This window comes from Streptomyces sp. NPDC107546 (assembly GCF_055639175.1).
Genome location: NZ_JBVKBA010000037.1, coordinates 1 through 19,607 on the forward strand (window position 1 = coordinate 1; position 19,607 = coordinate 19,607).

The 19,607-nt window shown below is 70.2% G+C and carries 19 protein-coding genes; 3 read left to right on the top strand and 16 right to left on the bottom strand.

The genetic code is table 11. The features are described from left to right. Positions 1-126: 126 nt before the first annotated feature. From ACZ7L1_RS33460 to hemL, 8 genes are all read right to left on the bottom strand, one after another. On the bottom strand, positions 127-546 hold the full coding sequence (locus tag ACZ7L1_RS33460; protein WP_471442636.1) for an SRPBCC domain-containing protein: 420 nt from the start codon (positions 544-546) through the stop codon (positions 127-129). Between the two features lie 118 nt (positions 547-664). Continuing rightward, positions 665-1,747: a c-type cytochrome biogenesis protein CcsB gene (gene ccsB, locus ACZ7L1_RS33465; RefSeq protein WP_471442638.1), complete on the bottom strand. Its 1,083-nt coding sequence runs from the start codon at positions 1,745-1,747 to the stop codon at positions 665-667. After that, complete coding sequence (gene resB / locus ACZ7L1_RS33470) at positions 1,744-3,609, bottom strand: cytochrome c biogenesis protein ResB (RefSeq protein ID WP_471442640.1); 1,866 nt, start codon at positions 3,607-3,609, stop codon at positions 1,744-1,746. The genes ccsB and resB overlap by 4 nt, the downstream gene beginning before the upstream one ends. Before the next feature lie 3 nt (positions 3,610-3,612). Next, entirely contained in the window at positions 3,613-4,383 is a 771-nt protein-coding gene (locus ACZ7L1_RS33475; protein ID WP_471442642.1) for a cytochrome c biogenesis CcdA family protein, read from the bottom strand. A gap of 3 nt (positions 4,384-4,386) precedes the next feature. Continuing rightward, complete coding sequence (locus ACZ7L1_RS33480; protein ID WP_471442644.1) at positions 4,387-5,022, bottom strand: TlpA family protein disulfide reductase; 636 nt, start codon at positions 5,020-5,022, stop codon at positions 4,387-4,389. A gap of 66 nt (positions 5,023-5,088) precedes the next feature. Continuing rightward, the gene (locus tag ACZ7L1_RS33485; RefSeq protein ID WP_471442646.1) at positions 5,089-6,420 is read right to left on the bottom strand and encodes a polysaccharide deacetylase family protein; all 1,332 of its coding nucleotides are present in this window, start codon (positions 6,418-6,420) and stop codon (positions 5,089-5,091) included. A gap of 257 nt (positions 6,421-6,677) precedes the next feature. Next, a complete protein-coding gene (locus ACZ7L1_RS33490; RefSeq protein ID WP_471442648.1) occupies positions 6,678-7,367 on the bottom strand; it encodes a histidine phosphatase family protein in 690 nt (229 codons plus the stop codon). Next, positions 7,364-8,683 (bottom strand): glutamate-1-semialdehyde 2,1-aminomutase, encoded by a 1,320-nt coding sequence (gene hemL, locus ACZ7L1_RS33495; protein WP_471442650.1) that lies wholly within the window; start codon positions 8,681-8,683, stop codon positions 7,364-7,366. Before hemL ends, ACZ7L1_RS33490 begins: the two co-directional genes overlap by 4 nt. 139 nt (positions 8,684-8,822) lie before the next feature. Here hemL and ACZ7L1_RS33500 point away from each other — a divergent pair, with 139 nt between their 5' ends. Further along, a complete protein-coding gene (locus ACZ7L1_RS33500; protein WP_471442652.1) occupies positions 8,823-9,503 on the top strand; it encodes a hypothetical protein in 681 nt (226 codons plus the stop codon). Between the two features lie 107 nt (positions 9,504-9,610). On the opposite strand, the gene ACZ7L1_RS33505 is transcribed toward ACZ7L1_RS33500, so the two are convergent. The 3 genes from ACZ7L1_RS33505 to ACZ7L1_RS33515 form a co-directional block, all read right to left on the bottom strand. After that, positions 9,611-10,336, bottom strand: a complete 726-nt coding sequence (locus ACZ7L1_RS33505) for an SDR family NAD(P)-dependent oxidoreductase (RefSeq protein ID WP_471442731.1) — start codon at positions 10,334-10,336, stop codon at positions 9,611-9,613. A gap of 40 nt (positions 10,337-10,376) precedes the next feature. Beyond that, complete coding sequence (locus tag ACZ7L1_RS33510) at positions 10,377-10,739, bottom strand: DUF952 domain-containing protein (RefSeq protein ID WP_366024212.1); 363 nt, start codon at positions 10,737-10,739, stop codon at positions 10,377-10,379. Between the two features lie 68 nt (positions 10,740-10,807). Continuing rightward, positions 10,808-11,278, bottom strand: a complete 471-nt coding sequence (locus tag ACZ7L1_RS33515) for a hypothetical protein (RefSeq protein ID WP_471442654.1) — start codon at positions 11,276-11,278, stop codon at positions 10,808-10,810. A 402-nt stretch (positions 11,279-11,680) separates the two neighbouring features. Here ACZ7L1_RS33515 and ACZ7L1_RS33520 point away from each other — a divergent pair, with 402 nt between their 5' ends. Next, positions 11,681-13,636, top strand: coding sequence for an APC family permease (locus tag ACZ7L1_RS33520; protein WP_471442656.1), 1,956 nt, complete (start codon positions 11,681-11,683; stop codon positions 13,634-13,636). Positions 13,637-13,641: 5 nt separating this feature from the next. Here the strand turns inward: ACZ7L1_RS33520 and ACZ7L1_RS33525 are convergent, their stop codons facing one another. The 4 genes from ACZ7L1_RS33525 to ACZ7L1_RS33540 all read right to left on the bottom strand — a co-directional run bounded on the left by ACZ7L1_RS33525 (position 13,642) and on the right by ACZ7L1_RS33540 (position 18,233). Beyond that, positions 13,642-15,159, bottom strand: coding sequence for a HAMP domain-containing sensor histidine kinase (locus tag ACZ7L1_RS33525; protein ID WP_471442733.1), 1,518 nt, complete (start codon positions 15,157-15,159; stop codon positions 13,642-13,644). 51 nt (positions 15,160-15,210) lie between these two features. Next, positions 15,211-15,921, bottom strand: a complete 711-nt coding sequence (locus tag ACZ7L1_RS33530) for a response regulator transcription factor (RefSeq protein ID WP_471442658.1) — start codon at positions 15,919-15,921, stop codon at positions 15,211-15,213. A 432-nt stretch (positions 15,922-16,353) separates the two neighbouring features. Further along, positions 16,354-17,115 carry an FMN reductase gene (locus ACZ7L1_RS33535; RefSeq protein ID WP_471442660.1) on the bottom strand — a complete coding sequence of 254 codons (762 nt, stop codon included), beginning with the start codon at positions 17,113-17,115 and terminating at the stop codon, positions 16,354-16,356. Continuing rightward, positions 17,112-18,233: an LLM class flavin-dependent oxidoreductase gene (locus ACZ7L1_RS33540; protein ID WP_471442662.1), complete on the bottom strand. Its 1,122-nt coding sequence runs from the start codon at positions 18,231-18,233 to the stop codon at positions 17,112-17,114. The genes ACZ7L1_RS33535 and ACZ7L1_RS33540 overlap by 4 nt, the downstream gene beginning before the upstream one ends. A 106-nt stretch (positions 18,234-18,339) precedes the next feature. Here ACZ7L1_RS33540 and ACZ7L1_RS33545 point away from each other — a divergent pair, with 106 nt between their 5' ends. Continuing rightward, on the top strand, positions 18,340-19,134 hold the full coding sequence (locus ACZ7L1_RS33545; protein WP_471442664.1) for a DUF6597 domain-containing transcriptional factor: 795 nt from the start codon (positions 18,340-18,342) through the stop codon (positions 19,132-19,134). 5 nt (positions 19,135-19,139) lie between these two features. On the opposite strand, the gene ACZ7L1_RS33550 is transcribed toward ACZ7L1_RS33545, so the two are convergent. Continuing rightward, complete coding sequence (locus ACZ7L1_RS33550) at positions 19,140-19,601, bottom strand: hypothetical protein (protein ID WP_471442666.1); 462 nt, start codon at positions 19,599-19,601, stop codon at positions 19,140-19,142. Positions 19,602-19,607 lie beyond the last annotated feature (6 nt).

Sequence of the window (19,607 nt, forward strand, 5' to 3'; positions counted from 1 at the left end):
TCATCGGACAGCACAACTTCGACGGCACGAGGACCCCGAGACATGAAAACAGACTACAGACTTAAGCCTGCAATTTCAGGCGCATCACACTAGTGCTGTGACCGGAAAGGTTCACCGGCCACAGCACTAGGCACCGTCGTCAAGGACCTGGGCCAAGGACCCCAGCAGGCGTTCGAACCGTTCCCGCCAGCCCGGGTCCCTGTCCTCCCGGCTCTCGTGCGTGAACCGCACCGTCGTCCCCGTCGGGCGGCCCGGCTCCAGGTGGAAGCGGATGCGGCCCCGGCCCTGCACCGTGTACTCGGCGACCCGTTCCACGTCCCAGGCCGTGATCCAGCCCCTTGCCGGGCCGTCCGGGAGGCGCAGGCCCACCGCGCCGCCGAGCCGTGGTTCGAACGGCTCGGCGGGGGCCAGCCACTCCGCGAGGCCCGCGGCGGAGGCCAGCACCGGCCAGACGTCCTCCACGGGGCTGGGCAGGCGCAGCAGGTAGTGCCGTACGTACGCGTCCCCCCGGTGCTCGGCGGTGCCCTCTTCGATGGGATCGGTCATGACACCAGCGTCACTCCCGGTGGAACGTTCCGCATCCGTGCCCCCTGTGCGGTGAAGGCCGGTTCCGATGACCCGGGTCATCGGAACCGGCCTTCACCGCACAGGGGGCACGGCGGACTCACACGCCCGCGTACGAGTGCTTGCCGCTCACGAAGATGTTCACGCCGTAGTAGTTGAACAGCCAGCAGCCGAAGGCGATGAGCGCGATGTACGCCGCCTTGCGGCCCTTCCAGCCGGCCGTGGAGCGGGCGTGCAGGTAGCAGGCGTAGGCGACCCAGGTGATGAACGCCCAGGTCTCCTTGGGGTCCCAGCCCCAGTAGCGGCCCCAGGCGGACTCCGCCCAGATGGCGCCCGCGATGATCGTGAACGTCCACAGCGGGAAGACGGCCGCGTTCACTCGGTAGGAGAACTTGTCGAGGGACGCCGAGGAGGGCAGCCGCTCCAGGACGGAGGTGGCGAAGGTGCCGGGCTTGCCGCCGGTCGCGAGCTTGTTCTCGTAGGAGTCCTTGAAGAGGTACAGGATCGTGCCGACCGCGCCGACGTAGAAGACCGCGCCGCAGATGATCGCGGTGGAGACGTGGATGTACAGCCAGTACGAGTGCAGGGCCGGGACGAGCTGGTCGCTCGCCGTGTAGAGGACGGTGACGGCGAGGCCCAGGTCGAGCAGGACCGTGGTGGTCAGGAAGAGGCCGAGCCAGCGCACGTTCTTCTTCAGCGCGAGCAGCGTGAGGTAGACGCCGACGGCGACCGTGGAGAACGTGATGTTGAACTCGTACATGTTGCCCCACGGCGCCCGCTCCACGGAGGCCGCACGGGCGATCACGCCGCCGAGCTCCACGAGGAAGGCCAGCGCGGTGAGGGAGATGGCGATACGGCCGTAGAGATCGCCCTGCTCGTCACCGCCGTGGGCGCCGGGGCCGTCGGGCACGTCACGGGCGCCGGCCACGGCCCGGGTGACGACCTTGGGCCGCTCCAGGACCGCGGTGCCTCCGGCCTTGTTGACCGTGACCGCGGGCCCGGCGGCCTTCCGCCCGGCCTCGGTGGTGAGCGCGTTGGCCGTGCGGGCGACCTTGCTGCGGCTGCCGAAGAGCCATTCGGCGATGTACGCGAAGAAGGCCAGGGTGTAGACGGCCATCGCGGAGTAGATCAGCGTGTTGCTGATGTTCGCGAGGTGTTCGTTGGTGGCGGTGGCGAGGGTCACTTTTTCTGAGCCCCTTCAGCGGCAGGTACGGGGGTTGCGGCGTCCGGCTCCCGTTCGGGGTCGGCGTCGGGGGTCGTGTCGTCGGCGGTCTCGCCGGACTCGTCGGACTCGTCGGACGGGTGGGACTCGTCGGCCTTCGTGGGTGCCTGCTCGTGGACGAGCGCGGCCAGGTCGCCCAGTTCCTCGGGCACCTTCGCGGACTCGCTGCGGCCGAGGCCCGCCATCTCGACGACGGTGACGCCGTCGGCGCCGGTCGTCGCGCGCACCCACACGCGGCGGCGCTGGATGAACAGCGAGGCGGCCAGGCCGAAGATCGCGCCGATCGCGCCGCCGAGCGCCCAGCCGGTGCCGGGCTGCTGCACCACCTGGAAGCCGGCCCACGACTTGATCTGCTTGTCGAAGGTGATCGAGCCGTTCCCGCCCGGCAGCTTCATGGTCTCGCCGGGCAGCAGACGGGCCTTGACGATGTCGCCCTTGGCGTCCTTGTACGGCTTCAGGCCCCTGGCCTTGGTGTCCAACTGATACACGTTCTGCGGGATGCCCGCGTTGACACCCAGGTCGCCGTGGTACGCGGACACCGCGAGCACCGGGTAGTCGAGCGCCGGGAACTGGGAGAACATCGTGCCCTGGCCGGCGCCCGCGAAGGTCGGCACGAAGAACGCCGGGAAGCCGAGCTGCTCGGACTGGCCCTGGGCGTTCTTGTAGCCGTCGAGGACCTTGACGGCGCCCTGGGAGGTCACGTTGGAGTCGATCGGCAGCAGCGGCACCGCGTCATGGAAGACGACGCTCCCCTTGCCGTCGCGGACGGTGACGACGGGCGCGTAGCCGTGGCTGACCAGGTACACCTTGGCGTCCCCGATCACCAACGGCTCGTTGACCTTGATGGTGGTCTTCTTGTCCTTGCCGTAGGGGCCGACGCTGTAGGTGATGTTCGCCTGGTAGGTGCGCGGGGTGCCCTTGTTGGGGCCGTTGCGCTCGTAGGTGCCGGTGAACTTGTTCAGGGTGAAGCTGAACGGCACCAGGTTGTCGTCGGTGAAGAGGTTGCCGGACTTGAAGTCGTCGTACTGGGTGAGGGTGTTGGAGAAGCCGTCGCCCTCGACGATCAGCTTGTTGCCCTCCGTCTTGTACAGCTGGCCCCAGGCGAAGGCGACCAGCATCACGACGAGGGCGATGTGGAAGACCAGGTTGCCGGCCTCGCGCAGATAGCCCTTCTCGGCTGCGACGGCGTCCCCGGCGACATGCGCGCGGAAGCGGCGGCGCCCCAGCACCGCCAGCGCGGCCTCGCGGACCTGCTCGGGGTCGGCGTCGGTGCGCCAGGTCGCGTAGGCGGGCAGCCGGGTCAGCCGCTTGGGGGCGGCCGGCGGGCGGCCCCTGAGCTGGCCGGTGAACTGCCAGGTGCGCGGCACGATGCAGCCGATGAGCGAGATGAACAGCAGGATGTAGATCGCGGAGAACCACACCGAGCTGTAGACGTGGAACAGCCCGAGCTTGTCGTAGATCTCACCGAGCGTCTTGTGCGAGTCCTTGAAGTCCTGGACCTTCAGCGCGTTCTGGCCCGTCTGCGGGATCAGCGAGCCGGGGACCGCGGCGAGCGAGAGCAGGAACAGCAGGATCAGCGCGACCCGCATGGAGGTCAGCTGCCGCCAGAACCAGCGGGCCCAGCCGATGATCTCCCGTGCGGTCCAGGTGATCCAGCCCTTGGCGCCGGGGGCGCGGGAGCCGCCGAAGGAGCCGGGCACGGCCGTCTCGACGGGGGCGGTGGACAGTTGGGAGCCGGCCTCGCCGAGGTCGGGATCACTGCCGCCCGCGAGGATCTCGGGGGTCTCGTCACTGTGCACGTCGGTGCTCCGTGTGTCGCTCATGGATCAGACCCCCACCGTGAAGCCGTCGGACCAGCTCTGCATCTGCTGCACGATGCCGTCCCAGGCGCCGGTGACCAGCAGCAGCCCGGTCGCGATCATCATGCCGCCGCCGATGCGCATCACCCACTGGTAGTGCCGCTTGACCCAGCCGAACGCGCCGAGCGCCTTGCGGAAGGCGACGGCGGCGAGCACGAAGGGCACGCCGAGGCCGAGGCAGTAGGCGACGGTGAGGAGGGCGCCGCGGCCTGCGCTGCCCTGGTCGGAGGAGAGCATCAGCACCGAGGACAGGGTCGGGCCGATGCACGGGGTCCAGCCGATGCCGAACAGCGCGCCCAGCAGGGGCGCGCTGACCAGTCCCGCCACGGGCCGCTTGTGGAAGCGGAACTCCCGCTGGGTGAACCAGGGCATCGCCCCCATGAAGAACAGACCCATGAGGATCATGAAGACGCCCAGCACCTTGGACAGAACGTCCTTGTGCTCCTGCAGCGTCGCGCCGAAGAACCCGAACAGGGCCCCGCCGGAGACGAACACGGCGGTGAAGCCGAGCACGAACAGGGAGGCGCCCGCGACCATCCGCCCGCGCCGGGCCTCGGCCAGGTCGGTGCCGGTGACCCCGGTCACATACGACAGGTAGCCGGGCACCAGCGGCAGGACGCACGGGGAGAAGAAGGAGACGAGACCGCCGAGCAGGGCGACGGGGAGGGCGACGAGCAGGGCTCCGTTGAGCACCGTGCCGTTGTAGCCCTCGGCGGCGAGCGTGGTCAGAGGACTCACTTGTCACTTCTCCGCGACGACCGGGTCGAGCATCTCGCGCAGCTTGTCCTCGGTGAGGGCCTGCAGGGTGCGCGCGGCGATCTTCCCGTCCCGGTCGACGATCAGCGTGGACGGGATCGCCTGCGGGTTGAGCGTGCCCTTCTTGAAGCGGAGCATCAGCTTGCCGGTGGGGTCGTACAGGCTCGGGTACGTGACCCCGTACTGCTGCTCGAAGGCGCGGGCCGGACCGGTGCTGGTGTCACGGGTGTTGATGCCGACGAACTGGACACCCTTGCTCGCCGTCTCCTTGGCGACCTCGACGAAGTTGGGCGCCTCGGCGCGGCAGGGCGGGCACCAGGAGCCCCAGACGTTGATGACGACGACCTTGCCCTTGTAGTCGGCGACGTCGAGCTTCTTGCCGTCGATGGTGGTGCCGGACAGGTCGGGGGCGTCGGCCCGCTCGCCCTTCTTGACGGTCGCGATGCCGTCCTTGCCGGTGATGAAGTTGGTGTTGCCGGAGCCCCCCGAGGTGCCGCCGGATCCGCAGGCGGACAGCACGAGCGCCGCGACGGCGGCCCCGGCGGTGGCCAGGACGGCGCGTCGGCGGCTGCGGCTACGGGTGCGGTTCAGGCGCTGGGGGGCGCGGCAGGCGGCACTCATGTGAAAAGTTTCGCATGTCCGTTCCGGGGATCTTGCGCACCCCCCTTGCGGGCGGAAACCCGCATTTCAGGCGGGGTTCGACGGGCTCCCCGAGGTGGTGCCCGCGGTGGTGCCCGAGGTCTTCTTGCCGGTGCCGGAGGTTTCGGAGAGGAACGTCTTCCAGCCACCGGCCGGCGCCTGCCCGACCCCGAGCGTGCGCAGCTTGGCCAGGATCTCGGGCCGCTGCACGTCGATCCAGTCCGTGAACTGCCGGAAGGAGACGATGCGGACGTCGGCGCCGTTCTCCTTCGCGCGCGCGATGTGCTTGAACGCCTCTTCGACGGCGTCCATGTAGATGCCGCCGTTCCAGTGCTCGAAGTGGTTACCTATGAAGAAGGGTGCCCGGTTCGTCTCGTATGCCCGCTTGAATCCGGCTATGTAGGCCTGCGCTGCCTGCTGGCGCCAGCCCGGGTAGTTGTACGCGGGCGCCTTGGTCGAGTTCTTCGACTGGTTGGCCATGATGTTGTAGTCCATGGACAGCACCTGGAAGCTGTGCCCCGGGAACGGGATCGCCTGGAGCGGGTAGTCCCAGAGCCCGTGCCGCTTCGTCGGCCACACCTGGTTGCCGCCGGGCGAGGAGGCGTCGTAGCGCCAGCCCAGTTCGCGTGCGGTGGGCAGCAGGTTGTCCTGGCCGAGCAGGCAGGGCGTACGGCCCCCGACCAGTTCCTTGTCGTAGTCGAAGGGCAGCGGCGGCAGATCGTGCCAGCCGGTGTTGGTCTTCCACTCCTTGACGAAGGCCTTGGCCTGGTCGATCTCGCTGCGCCACTGCTTGGGCGTCCACCACTTGACCGAACCGTGAGCCTCGCCACAGAAGTGGCCGTTGAAGTGGGTGCCTATCTCGTGGCCCTCGAGCCACGCCCGGCGGACGTTCTCCAGCGTGGACCGGATGTGCGGGTCCGACAGGTAGCCGATGTCGGAGGCGCCCGGCGCGTTGTTCGGCGGCAGGTACTTGCGCTTCTTCGACTCCGGCAGCAGGTAGAGCCCGGAGAGGAAGAAGGTCATGTGCGCGCCGTGCTCCTTGGCGAGGTCCAGGAAGCGCGGGAAGAGGCCGTTGCCGACCTCGCCGGCGCCGTCCCAGGAGAAGACCACGAACTGCGGAGGAGTCTGGCCCGGCTCCAGCGGCACCGGCTTGTCCGGCTGGTTCGGCTGCTTGCCGGTGTCGGCGGTGGAGCCGTCACCCAGCGGACGCGCGGTGGCCGTGGGGCTGTCGCCGGGACCGCCGGAACCGTCGGATCCCCCCTTGTCGGAACCGTGGGCGGGATTCGCGCCGTCATGCTGGGTACCGCACGCGGCGAGTCCCATGGCCGCCGCCGCACCCGCGCCGAGTCCTATCAGTCCCCGTCGGCTGATGTCCCGCATTCCGTCCCCATCTCATAGCGCCCTCTCAGTGGTCGCACAGTGAGAGGGCGCTATGGAGAGGCAGGTTCCGCTGAAACCGCATACCTGTCGCGGATTTTACGAAGATACTGCCTGATGCCGGGACTGCATACGTCTTGTGACGAAGCGTACGCCGAGCCGTCAACCGTAGGGCGGGGAATGTTCCCCCTCTTCCACAGTCAGGCCCGTCCCGCCATCAGACCCCGTGTTCCGCCAACAGCCCCTGCGTCACAAGGCTCTCAGGCCCCGAACGCCTTGCTGTTCCCCGCAGCGGACTTCCCCTTCGCCGGCTTGGCACCCGCGCGCAGATGCGGCGGCACCAGGTCACGGGCCGGCTCGGTGTAGCCCACCGACACGATCTTGTCGCCCTGGTACGTGAACGTGGTGAGGGAGGCGAGCGTGCACTGCCGCTTGCGCGGGTCGTGCCACAGCCGCCGCCGCTCCACGAAGCTGCGCACGATCCAGATCGGCAGCTGGTGGCTCACGCACACGGCCTCGTGCCCGCGCGCGGCGTCCTTGGCGGCGTCCAGCGCCGCCATCATCCGGACGACCTGCTCCACGTACGGCTCGCCCCAGGACGGCTTGAACGGGTTGACCAGGTGCTTCCAGTTCTCGGTCCGCCTGAGCGCCCCGTCCCCGACACCGAAGGTCTTCCCCTGGAACACGTTCTCGGCCTCGATGAGCCGCTCGTCGGTGGCGAGGTCGAGACCGTGTGCCTTGGCGATCGGGGTGGCCGTCTCCTGCGCCCGCTCCAGCGGGGAGGAGACGACGTAGGTGATGTCCCGCGAGGCCAGGTGCTCGGCGACCCGCTCGGCCATCTGCCGGCCGAGCTCGGAGAGGTGGTAGCCGGGCAGTCTCCCGTAGAGGATTCCGTCCGGGTTGGCGACCTCGCCGTGCCGCATCAGGTGGACGACTGTGATGTCGCTCATGCCGCGGTCGCCTCCGCTGCTGCCCGGGCCGCCGCCGGAAGGGCGTCGGCGATCCGCTGGACGGCCCGCTCGTCGTGCGCGGTGGAGACGAACCAGGACTCGAAGGAGGAGGGCGGCAGGTAGACGCCCTGGGAGAGGAGGGAGTGGAAGAAGGCGGTGAACCGGAAGGACTCCTGCGCCTTGGCGCCCTCGTAGTCGCGCACCGGCCGGTCGGTGAAGAACACGGAGAACATGTTGGAGGCGTTCTGCAACTGGTGCGCCACGCCCTCCTTGCTCAGCGCCTCCGTGACGAGCGTACGGATCTCGGCCGAGACGGCGTCGACCTTGTCGTACGCGGCGTCGTCGAGCAGCCTCAACTGGGCGAGGCCGGCGGCGGTGGCCACCGGGTTCCCGGAGAGGGTGCCGGCCTGGTAGACGGGCCCGGCCGGCGCGAGGTGCGCCATGACGTCCTTGCGGCCACCGAACGCGGCGGCGGGGAAACCGCCGCCCATGACCTTGCCGAACGTCATCAGGTCGGGCTCGACCCCGTCGATGCCGTACCAGCCGGCCCTGCTGGTGCGGAACCCGGTCATGACCTCGTCGGAGATGTAAAGGGCGCCGTTGTCCCGGCACAGGTCCTTGAGCCCCTGGTTGAAGCCGGGCAGCGGCGGGACCACGCCCATGTTCCCCGGGGAGGCCTCGGTGATCACGCAGGCGATCTCGCCGGGGTGCGCGGCGAAGGCGGCGCGGACGGCCTCGAGGTCGTTGTAGGGCAGCACGATGGTGTCGCCGGCCTGGGCGCCGGTGACACCCGGGGTGTCGGGCAGCGCGAAGGTGGCCACTCCACTGCCCGCGGCGGCCAGCAGCGAATCGACGTGCCCGTGATAACAACCGGCGAACTTGATCACCTTGGACCGCTGGGTGAACCCGCGGGCGAGCCGGATGGCGGACATGGTGGCCTCGGTGCCGCTGGAGACGAGCCGGACCTGCTCGACGGGCGCGACCCGGGCGACGATCTCCTCGGCGAGAGCGACCTCGCCCTCACCGGGCGTACCGAAGGAGGTACCGCGGGCGACGGCCTCCTGGACGGCGGCGATCACGTCCGGGTGGGAGTGGCCGAGGATCATCGGCCCCCAGGAACACACGAGATCGACATATTCGCGTCCGTCGGCGTCAGTCAGATACGGACCATTACCGGACACCATGAACCGGGGCGTACCGCCCACGGCGCGGAAGGCGCGCACCGGAGAGTTCACGCCGCCGGGCGTGACGACCGCCGCGCGCTCGAAAAGAGTCTGCGAAACTGGGGCTTCGTACGGATAGCTCACACTAGCCATGGTGTCAGAGGCCTCGAGGATCCTGCGGACAGGTGGTTAAACGCACGTTTCGGCGGGCAGCCGCGGGGGAGGTCACTGACACGATGATCGGGTTGCGCGGCGGGGGCCACGCGTCCTAGAAAAGCAGTCGGGTGGAGATATGCATCGCGGTGGCGGACTGGGCGAGGGGACCGATGACCTGGGTCCTCGGCGTGCCCGGCGGGGAAGGCACCGGCGCGACGCGGAGGAGACGAGCGAGACACGTCAGACGCAGGGTCCACAGGGTGGCCCTGTCGGTCCCGGCGGTCCTGAGCGAATCGACCGGCTGACGCGTATGGATGGCATGGACCATGTGAACCGTAGGCGGGATCGGCTCGGGGCAGGAAGCGGGAATGGTGGTCGGGTGGGGGTGACGTACAAGTACTTCGGCGCGCCGGACGGCGCCACGGCAGCCCGTGTCCCGATCTCGATGCGTCCCGAGGAGCTCGGCGGCGACGAGCTCGGCATGGGCGGCATGTTCACCAAGATCAAGCCGGAGACGATGGCGGCGATGGTCCTCACGGGCATCGAGGGCGTCCCGCTGCACAAGGTCCCACCGCTGGAACTGGTGGTCCTGCACCCCGACTACGCGGTCGTCAAACTCCCCATGACGGTCGTGGACCCGCTGCGCGGCATCGGTGAGGAACAGGTCGGCGCGGCGGCCTTCATCTGGTCGACGGTGCCGGACCGGGGCGGCCCGCGGGACGCGTTCAACGTGTACCAGTTGCTGCACGAGTGGCAGGACTTCAGCCACCGGCTGCACGAGGCGGGGCATCAGCCTTATTGCCTGGTCTGGCCGTGAACTGAGGTTTCGTGGGGTTTGGGCGGGGCTGTCCAGCACGGGCTGCTGCGCGACCGATCGGGGACGAGGCAAGAGGTCTCCCGGCATCTGCCGGGAGACCTCTTGGTTCACAGTGTGATGCCTGTCTCCTCGGCCAACGTCTGCAGGAGGCGGTCCTGGAACGCCTCGTCGTGGACCGCGCGGTGCGGCTGCTGCCGTCGGCGGTGGTACCAGTACCCGCCCGTCGTCAGGGCCTCGGGTTCGTCGCTGGAGGCGAGCCACTCTTGCGTCCGGTGGCCGAGTTCGAGGTCGTCCGGTGCATCTGGCCCGCCCATCTTCGTCGGCACCCAGCCCGGATCCACGGCGTTGCTCACCACCCCGGGGCGCAGACGGGCCACCGCGGCGGAGAGTGCCGTGACGAACAGCTTGCTGTCGGCATACGAGCCCGCGCTCTCACCCCGCCAGTCCACCCCGTCGAGCGAGGGACGCCCCCCGAAATGCGAGCCGCTGCTCAGGTACACCAGCCGGCGCGGGCCGCGGAGCAGGGCCGTGAGCAGGTACGGTGCGACGATGTTGACCGGCATGACCGCCGGTCCGCTCCACACACCGGCGTTGTGGATCACCGCGTCGAGCGGCTCGGCGTCGTTCAGCTCCGCGGCGATGCGCCGTACGGCGTCACGGTCCGTGAAATCGCCCACCACCATGTGTGCCCCACGGTCGACGAGCGCCTTGAGGCCCGCCGCGCGCTCCCGGTTCCGGGCGTGCACCACCACGTCGTGTCCCGCGGTCGACAGCGAATCCGCCGCGGCACGTCCAAGGCCGTCGGCGGAACCGGTCACCAGGATCCGACTCACACCCGTCACGCCCGACGGCAGGCGCTGATCGACGCGGGGATCAGTCCGCATCCTTCAGCCCGGCCGCCCGGCCCTCCTCGTCCCACTCGACCTCCAGGATCCGCGTGACGGCGTCGCGGTCGACCGGGCCGAACACGTGGGGGAACAGGGTGCCCTCGGCCACGCCCGGCGGCGGCGCGGGGACCGCCCGCTCCCACTCGCACCGCGCGGTGAGCCGGCTCTCGTCGAGGAGCAGTGCCAGCAACGGCCTCGGCGCGCCGCGGTAGAACGCGTTCACGACGGCCAGCGTCGTCTCCTCGTCGGGAGAGCAGTGGACGAAGCCGTCCTCCGCGAGGGAGGCGGGGGCGTACGGGCGGTCGGGAGCCGCATTCCAGTCGGCGAGCGGTACGACGTGATAGATCATGGCCCGATTCAACTACGGGCACGGGAAAGCGGGGGCGCCCCGGCCGGGACACCCCCGCTTTCACTGCGTCACTTCACGGTGATGGTCACCGTCGGCGACATCGTCTTCGCGTGGACCACGCGGAGCTTCTCCTTGCCCATCCCGGTCAGCTTGGTGGCCAGGGCATAGGTGTAGCTGCTGCCCCGCTTGACCGTGACGGTCTTCACGGTGGCCCACTTCCTGCCGTCGTAGCGCTGGAGGTCGAGCCTGTCGCCCGCCTTCACGCCCTTGGCCTGACCCGTGAACGTCACCGACTGACCGGACTTCACGTTGGTCCTGTTGGCGCTGATGGTGATCGAGGTCGCGGTCACGGCCGGCTTGAGGTTGGGCTGGTCCGGCTTCGTCGCCAGGTTCGGCGACTTCGTCGACGTGCCCGCCACCGGGTTGGGCGCGACCGGGTCGACCGCGAACGCGGCGGCCGCCCCGGACGTCAGCAGCGCGACGGAGAGCGCACCGGCGGCAAGGACACGGGTGGAGTGCGTGCGAAGTGAGGCTTTCACGTTTGTCTCCTGTGCTTGGACAGATCCCCCATTGACGGACTCCCCCAGCGCGCGCACTCCTGAGGCTTCCATGTAACCGGTCCGGCGGCGACCCGGATGTCACCGCATTGCAGTAACGCCGACGCCCCCAAACCGGTTACCTCTTGTAATCAGAGCAGGTGGATCGGGTCACCTCGGCGAGCTATTTCTTACCTTGTTCCGCTTCGCATCCCTGCCGCCGAGCCGCGCCGACCCGCGCCGACCCACGCCAACCCGCGCCGACCCCTCCCACCGCCGTGCACAGGCCCCCGCCCCTCCCTCTGCCTACGCTGGTAGCGCGGCATCCTCTATTGGCCACGTACGGGATGGATGTGCCGTAGGTGGCCGGGGCCGTTCGTAGAGCCGTATGGCAGGAGCACGCCGATGGCCGCCACGGAGCACGCTCGTCCGAGCCGGTTGCGGGCGTGGATGCTGCAGGGGCTGACCGACCTGGGCAAGGCGGACGTCCCGCAGGGTCCGCACGCGGAGCCCGAGCATCCGCACAAGGGGCAGCCCTGGTACCGGGTGATGTGCCTGACCGGCGTCGACTACTTCTCCACCCTCGGCTACCAGCCCGGCATCGCCGCCCTCGCCGCCGGCCTGCTCTCCCCCGTCGCCACCGTCGTCCTGGTCGCCGTCACCCTGGCCGGCGCCCTGCCCGTGTACCGGAGGGTGGCCGAGGAGAGCCCGCACGGCGAAGGGTCCATCGCCATGCTGGAGCGCCTGCTCTCCTTCTGGAAGGGCAAGCTCTTCGTCCTCACCCTGCTCGGCTTCGCCGCCACCGACTTCCTGATCACCATCACCCTCTCCGCCGCCGACGCCTCCACCCACCTGATCGAGAACCCCCACCTCACCGGCGCCCTGCACAGCCACCAGCTGCTGATCACCCTGCTCCTGATCGCCCTTCTCGGTGCCGTCTTCCTCAAGGGTTTCCTGGAGGCCATCGGTGTCGCGGTCGCCCTGGTCGGCGTGTACCTGGCGCTGAACGCCGTCGTCGTGGTGGTGGGCCTGTGGCACGTCCTGACCGCCGAGCACGTGGTGACCGACTGGACCGGCGCCCTGATCGCCCAGCACGGCAACGTGTTCGTCATGGTCGGACTGGCCCTGATCGTCTTCCCGAAGCTGGCGCTCGGCCTGTCCGGCTTCGAGACCGGCGTCGCGGTCATGCCCCACGTCCGGGGCGACCCCGGCGACACCGAGGAGAAGCCCACCGGCCGTATCCGGGACACCAAGAAGCTGCTGACCACGGCCGCCCTCATCATGAGCGTCTTCCTGATCACGACCAGCTTCATCACGACCCTGCTGATCCCGGCACCCGCGTTCAAGCCGGGCGGCCCCGCCAACGGGCGGGCGCTGGCGTACCTCGCGCACCAGTACCTGGGCAGCGGTTTCGGCTCGGTCTACGACGTCTCGACGATCGCGATCCTGTGGTTCGCCGGCGCCTCCGCCATGGCCGGGCTGCTCAACCTGATGCCCCGCTACCTGCCCCGCTACGGCATGGCCCCGCACTGGGCCCGCGCGGTACGTCCCATGGTCATCGTCTTCACCCTGATCGCCTTCCTGGTCACCTGGATCTTCGACGCCAACGTCGACGCCCAGGGCAGCGCCTACGCCACCGGTGTCCTGGTGCTGATCAGCTCCGCCGCGATCGCGGTGACCATCGCCGCCCGCAAGGCCCGCCAGAGCCGTCTGGTGGTCGTCTACGCGGTGATCTCCGCGGTCTTCCTGTACACGACGGTCGTGAACGTCCTGGAGCGGCCGGACGGTGTGAAGATCGGCGCCTGCTTCATCGCCGGGATCATCCTCGTCTCACTGCTGTCCCGGCTCGCCCGCGCCTTCGAGCTGCGCGTGACCAGCGTGACGCTCGACGACATGGCGGAACGCTTCGTCAGAGACATCGCCAGCCGCCGTATCCGCTTCATCGCCAACGAGCCCGACAACCGGGACTTCGACGAGTACCGGGGGAAGGTCGAGCAGATCCGCAACGACAACGACCTCCCGCTGCAGGAGGACTTCGTCTTCGTGGAGGTGACCGTCCGCGACCCCTCGGAGTTCGAGTCGAGCATGACGGTCCGCGGCGAGGTCATGCACGGCCGCTACCGGGTGCTCACCCTGGAGTCGTCCTCGATCCCCAACGCCCTCGCGGCCCTGCTGCTGCACGTCCGGGAGCGCACCGGCTGCATCCCGCACATCTACTTCGAGTGGACCGAGGGCAACCCGTTCGCCAACTTCCTGCGCTTCTTCCTCTTCGGCCAGGGCGAGGTGGCCCCGGTCACCCGGGAGGTCCTGCGAGAAGCGGAACCGAACCGCGCGCGCCGGCCACGCGTGCACGTCGGGTGACCCCGTCAGTCGCCCCCGGCCCCGGCTCCCCCGCCCACCGTGAACCCGATGACCGCCCCGCCCCCCTCACGCCGGTACGCGAACGAGGCACCCCCGTGCGAGGTGGCGACCTCCCGCACGATCGACAACCCCAGTCCCGACCCCGGCAGACTCCGTGCGTCCGCGGCCCGGTAGAACCGGTCGAAGATCCGCATGAGATCCGGCCCCTCGATCCCGGGCCCCCGATCCAGCACCTCCACCCGTACGATCCCCAGCGGCGCCCCGCTCTCCGGCTCGTCCGAGTCCTCCAGCTGGAGCGGATGCTCGGGACCGGTCACGACGATCTCGATCGGCGCCTTGGCGTCCCGGTCGAACTTCGCCGCGTTCTCCAGCAGGTTCGACACCGCCCGCTGCAAAGCCGTGGTACGGCCGTCGACCGTCGTGTCACCACTGGCCCGGACGACGATCTCGCGCCCCGTACGCCGTCGGGCGATCGTCGCCGCGTCCTCCGCGACGTCGGCCAGCGTCAGCCGTTGCACCGGCTCGGTGTCCGACTGCCCGGCCGCCAGCGCCACCAGCTCGTTCACCAGGTCGGTCAGCTCGCGGGACTCCTCCGCGAGATCGGCGACCAGCTCCTCGCGGGCGGCGGGCGGCAGCTCGTCTATCCGGCGCAGCAGGGAGATGTTCGTCCGCAGCGAGGTGAGCGGCGTGCGCAGCTCGTGACCCGCGTCCTGCACCAGGCGCCGCTGGTCCTCCTCCGACTGGGCGAGGCGCTCGAGCATGCGGTCGAAGGAGCGGCCGAGACGGCCCACCTCGTCGTTCCCGGTGGCCGGCACCTGGATGCCGAGCCGCCGGGTGCGCGCCACGTCCTCGGCGGCCCCGGCCAGCACGACCAGCCGCCGGGTGATCCGCCGGGCCAGCCACCAGCCGAACAGGCCGGCAGCGATCACGACAGCTCCCATCAACAGGGCCGTGCGCTGCTGGAGGCTGCGCAGCAGGTCCTCGGTGGAGCTGAGCTCCTGGGCGACCTGAACCCCGCCCCGGCCGTGGCCGAGCGCGACGGTCGCGACCCGGTAGACGTCGCCGCCGACGTCGACGTTCTTGTGCTCCAGCAGCTTGGCGGCCTTGGCACTGGCCGCGATCTTGCGGTCGTCGGCGCCCACGGGCAGCGGCGGGTTGGAGTGGTCGACGACCGCGCCGCCGGGGCCGAGCACCTGCACGACCGTGCGGGCGGGCCGGATGATGTCGTCGCGCGGGGTGTCGTGGTCCTTGTCGGAGATGGCGAAGTCGTCCGGCATCAGCTGCTTCTGGCTGACCTGGTCCCGCAGGTCGGCGACGACCTGGGTGAACACGGTCTGCTGGTCCACGCGCACCAGGCGGGCGGCGGCGTCGTAGCTCAGGAAGCCGACGAGGACGGTGACGCCGGCGGCGACGGCCGCGAACGACACCGTGAAGGTCGTCCGCAGCGAGGACACCTTGCGCAACCGGGCCCGCAGCCGGAGCCGGCGGCGCAGCCCGGGCGGCAGCCGATGCCACAGGCGCATCCAGAACCCGACGTCCACTTCGGCGCCCGAACGGCGTGCTGGAGGAGGCACCTAGTCCTCCCTCAGTACGTACCCCACGCCGCGTACCGTGTGGATGAGCGCCGGTGCGCCCGGCTCGTCGAGCTTGCGCCGCAGATAGCCCACGTAGACGGCGAGGTTCTTGGATCCGGGGCCGAAGTCGTAACCCCAGATGCGGTCGTAGATCGTGGCGTGGTCCAGGACGATGCCCGCGTTGCGGGCGAGCAGTTCCAGCAGGTCGAACTCGGTGCGGGTCAGTTCCAGCTCGCGCTCGCCGCGCCACGCCCGGCGCGCCTGCACGTCCATGCGCAGCCCGGCGACGGACACCTGGCCGGTGGGGGTCCTGTCCTCTTCCTTGGGAGCCTCGAAGGAGCCGCCGTTGCTGCGGCGCAGCAGGGCCCGGAGCCGGGCGAAGACCTCCTCGACGTCGAACGGTTTGACGACGTAGTCGTCGGCACCCGCGTCCAGGCCGGCGATGCGGTCGGCCGTCTCGACCAGTGCGGTGAGCATCAGGACGGGCGTGCGGTCGCCCTCGGCGCGCAGCACGCGGCACACCTGGAGGCCGTCGATGCCGGGCATCATCACATCGAGGACGAGCACGTCGGGGCGGCTGCGGTGGGCCTGGGCGAGGGCCTCCACCCCGTCGGCCACGGCGGTCACCTGGTAACCCTCCAGTGTCAGCGCGCGTTCCAGGGCATGACGGATGGCGCGGTCGTCCTCGGCGAGCAGCACTGTCTGGGTCACGCCCCCAGTCTGCCAAGGTCACGGCGGTGCACCAGCGGGTGGTGGAGCGAGGAAGGGGCTTCTTACCCGCCTCTCACCGCCTCATCCGCGGTGACTTACCTGGTCGGGCCACTGCGTCGACTGAGTCACATCACCGCGTGGCCCTCCGGGGAGGGAACGCGGAGAGCCGTCGGGGCGGGCCGTGACGCAGCGGCTGCGGGCCCCGGCCGGCGGGGCGGGCCCCGTCGCCGGACGCCACGCGCCGAGCCACCGGTCCCGCCGGATCCCCGAGCCCGTCCGGCCCACCATCCCAGGGCGTGGCCGGGTGAGGGGTCCGCCCGGCCGGTCCCGGATCCTCCCCCCGGTCCGGAGACCGGCCGACGCGGAAGGGTGGGCCGGCACGACACGACGGCGGCGGCCCACCCTCACTCACGGCACGATCCGGCCACAGCACTAGCCGCGCAGGGCGGCCAGCTGCTGCTCGAACGGGACCACCCGGAAGCCGTGCGAGACGGTCGCGCCACGGCCGCCGTCCCCGGCGGACGCAGCGTCGCCGTCCGCCCCGGGCGCGCTCTGCGCTCCGGCCGGCTCCCGCGCGGCGCCGGCAGGCTCCGCCACGGACCCGGTGGGCTCGGCGAAGGGCCCGCGCGGTTCAGGTGCGGAAGCGGCAGGGACCGCCCCGTCCAGTCCCTCCCGGAGGGACCCCGCCCCCATCAGCCCGGCCAGCTCCCCGGCCGCCCGCTCGATCCGTTCCGGCAGGCCCTCCGCGCCCCAGTCCTCCGACGCGGCGTAGACGCCCGTCGGGGCGACCACCGCGCGCAGGTAGGAGAAGAGCGGACGCAGCGCGTGGTCCAGGACCAGGGAGTGGCGGGCCGAGCCGCCGGTGGCGGCGATCAGGACCGGCTTGCCCGCCAGCGCGTCCTTGTCCAGCACGTCGAAGAACGACTTGAACAGCCCGCTGTACGACGCCGAGAACACCGGCGTGACGACGATCAGCCCGTCCGCATCCGTCACGGCATCGAGCGCGGCGGCCAGCGCCCGGCCCGGAAAGCCGTTCGTGAAGTTGTGCGCGATCTCCACGGCGAGGTCCCGCAACTCCACGACCCGCACCGACACCGGCGCCCCGCGCTCCACGGCGGCGGCCAGCCGGTCCGCGAGCAGCCGCGTCGACGACGGCACGCTCAGCCCCGCCGAGACGACGACCAGCTTTTTCATACGGCGCTCACCCCTTCCGCTGCGGTCTCCTGCGCGCTCTCCCCGGCTTCCTCGGCGACCGACAGCGACGCGTGCGTCGGCGCGTCCGGCACCCCGGCCGGCCGGTCCTTCGCGAACTCCTTGCGCAGCACCGGCACGACCTCCTCGCCGAGCATGTCGAGCTGCTCCAGCACGGTCTTCAGGGGCAGTCCCGCGTGGTCCATCAGGAACAGCTGCCGCTGGTAGTCCCCGGCGTACTCGCGGAAGCCCAGCGTCTTCTCGATCACCTGTTGCGGCGATCCGACGGTCAGCGGGGTCTGCTCGGTGAAGTCCTCGAGGGACGGCCCGTGCCCGTACACCGGCGCGTTGTCGAAGTACGGCCGGAACTCGCGCACCGCGTCCTGGGAGTTCTTCCGCATGAACACCTGCCCGCCCAGGCCCACGATCGCCTGCTCGGGGGTGCCGTGCCCGTAGTGGGCGTAGCGCTCCCGATAGAACTCGACCATGCGCTTGGTGTGGTCGGCGGGCCAGAAGATGTTGTTGTGGAAGAAGCCGTCGCCGTAGAAGGCCGCCTGCTCGGCGATCTCCGGGGAGCGGATGGAGCCGTGCCAGACGAACGGCGGTACGCCGTCCAGCGGGCGTGGCGTGGACGTGAAGCCCTGCAGCGGCGTGCGGAACTTGCCCTCCCAGTTCACCACGTCCTCGCGCCACAGGCGGCGCAGCAGGGCGTAGTTCTCGATGGCGAGGTTGATGCCCTCCCGGATGTCCTGCCCGAACCACGGATACACCGGGCCGGTGTTGCCGCGCCCCATCATCAGGTCCACCCGACCGTCCGCGAGGTGCTGGAGCATCGCGTAGTCCTCGGCGATCTTCACCGGGTCGTTGGTGGTGATGAGGGTGGTGGACGTGGAGAGGATCAGCCTCTCGGTGCGGGCGGCTATGTAGCCGAGCATCGTGGTCGGGGACGACGGCACGAACGGCGGGTTGTGGTGCTCGCCGGTCGCGAAGACGTCCAGGCCGACCTCCTCGGCCTTCAGCGCGATGGCGACCATGGCCTTGATCCGCTCACGCTCGGTCGGCGTCCGGCCGGTGGTCGGGTCCGGCGTGACATCACCGACGCTGAAGATCCCGAACTGCATGGTCGCTCACACCCTTCAAGTTGTTTACGATTCAACTATACCGACAAACGGTTCCGCCCTTCCCACTATTCCGCCCCTGTCAGTGCCCGCTCGTACGATCCCGGACATGGCCGCCCCACGCCGTGACACCCGAGGAATCGTCGACGCAGCGGAGCTCTTCGCGCGCGTGGACTTCCGCCGCCGCGAACCGGCCGACCCCCTGCGGCCGTACCTGGAGCACTACTGGCTGATCGACTGGGACCTGACCCGGCCCTACGCCTCACACGTGGTCCCGCACCCGTCCGTGAACATCGTCTTCCAGCAGTACGAGGACCGGGAGCCCTTCGCCGAGATCGCCGGCATCGGCCTGGAGCTCTTCACCCAGAAACTGGAGGGAAAGGGCCGGGTCTGCGGCATCCAGTTCCGCCCGGGCGGCTTCCGCCCCTTCTTCCCGGACCGACCGGTGTCGCAGTGGACGGGCAAGCGGCTCCCGCTCCCGGAAGCCGACGCGCACACCGTCCTCGCCCCAGACGACGAGGACGCCCGCGTAGCCGCCCTGGACACCTTCCTCCTGGGCCTCGCTCCGCGCCCCGACCCGCAGGCCGACCTCGCCATGGTCCTGGTCGACCGCATCCGCACGGACCGCACGATCCGCCGCGTCACCGACTTCGCCCGGTCCGAGGGCATGTCCGTACGGGTCATGCAGCGCCTGTTCGCCGCGTACGTGGGCGTGGGCCCCAAGTGGGCCGTCCTGCGCTACCGCATCCACGAGGCCCTGGAGCGCGCGGAGACCGAGAGGGCGGTGGACTGGGCGGCCCTGGCGGCCGACCTGGGCTATGCGGACCAGGCCCACCTGGTGAGGGACTTCACGGCGACGGTGGGCGTACCCCCCACGGCCTACGTTCGGCACAGCCTCCCATGAGGGCCCTAGAAGGCGTACTCGTCCCCCGTCTCCAGCGCGAGCACCTGCTGCCGGTCCCCGACGGGGTCCCGGTCGGCGGCGTCGCCGTCGTGCAGGGTCTCGACGTCCAGCCGCACCTCGGCAGGCGCCCCCTCAAGACCCACCCGCAGCCGGATCTCCCGGCCCGCCCGGCCCGCCGCGAGCGGTCCCGTCCCACACACCACCGTGTTCGCGTCGGTCGCCGCACAGCCCTCCGGCAGCTGCTGCGGACCGCCCAGGGCGCGCGAGAAGTGCAGCCGCACGGTCGCCCCGGCGACGGCGGCCCACCCGTCGTTGCGCGGGGTCAGCCGTACCTCGGCCCGGCCACCGGTCAGGGTCACATACCCGTGAGAGGCGATGGCGACCCTGGGCACCGCCACCGCCGCGGCGGGCACGGCGGCACCCATCGTCAGGGCCGCGCCCAGCACACCCGCGATCCGCTTCCGCATACGTCA

Bases quoted from the DNA above. Each gene is read 5' to 3' on its own strand.
- hemL (WP_471442650.1), bottom strand. From the start codon at position 8,683: ATGGCTAGTGTGAGCTATCCGTACGAAGCCCCAGTTTCGCAGACTCTT.
- ACZ7L1_RS33500 (WP_471442652.1), top strand. From the start codon at position 8,823: ATGCATCGCGGTGGCGGACTGGGCGAGGGGACCGATGACCTGGGTCCT.
- ACZ7L1_RS33510 (WP_366024212.1), bottom strand. From the start codon at position 10,739: ATGATCTATCACGTCGTACCGCTCGCCGACTGGAATGCGGCTCCCGAC.
- resB (WP_471442640.1), bottom strand. From the start codon at position 3,609: ATGAGCGACACACGGAGCACCGACGTGCACAGTGACGAGACCCCCGAG.
- ACZ7L1_RS33490 (WP_471442648.1), bottom strand. From the start codon at position 7,367: ATGAGCGACATCACAGTCGTCCACCTGATGCGGCACGGCGAGGTCGCC.
- ACZ7L1_RS33525 (WP_471442733.1), bottom strand. From the start codon at position 15,159: ATGCGCCTGTGGCATCGGCTGCCGCCCGGGCTGCGCCGCCGGCTCCGG.
- ACZ7L1_RS33535 (WP_471442660.1), bottom strand. From the start codon at position 17,115: ATGAAAAAGCTGGTCGTCGTCTCGGCGGGGCTGAGCGTGCCGTCGTCG.
- ACZ7L1_RS33460 (WP_471442636.1), bottom strand. From the start codon at position 546: ATGACCGATCCCATCGAAGAGGGCACCGCCGAGCACCGGGGGGACGCG.
- ACZ7L1_RS33545 (WP_471442664.1), top strand. From the start codon at position 18,340: ATGGCCGCCCCACGCCGTGACACCCGAGGAATCGTCGACGCAGCGGAG.
- ACZ7L1_RS33485 (WP_471442646.1), bottom strand. From the start codon at position 6,420: ATGCGGGACATCAGCCGACGGGGACTGATAGGACTCGGCGCGGGTGCG.
- ACZ7L1_RS33480 (WP_471442644.1), bottom strand. From the start codon at position 5,022: ATGAGTGCCGCCTGCCGCGCCCCCCAGCGCCTGAACCGCACCCGTAGC.
- ACZ7L1_RS33550 (WP_471442666.1), bottom strand. From the start codon at position 19,601: ATGCGGAAGCGGATCGCGGGTGTGCTGGGCGCGGCCCTGACGATGGGT.
- ACZ7L1_RS33520 (WP_471442656.1), top strand. From the start codon at position 11,681: ATGGCCGCCACGGAGCACGCTCGTCCGAGCCGGTTGCGGGCGTGGATG.
- ACZ7L1_RS33540 (WP_471442662.1), bottom strand. From the start codon at position 18,233: ATGCAGTTCGGGATCTTCAGCGTCGGTGATGTCACGCCGGACCCGACC.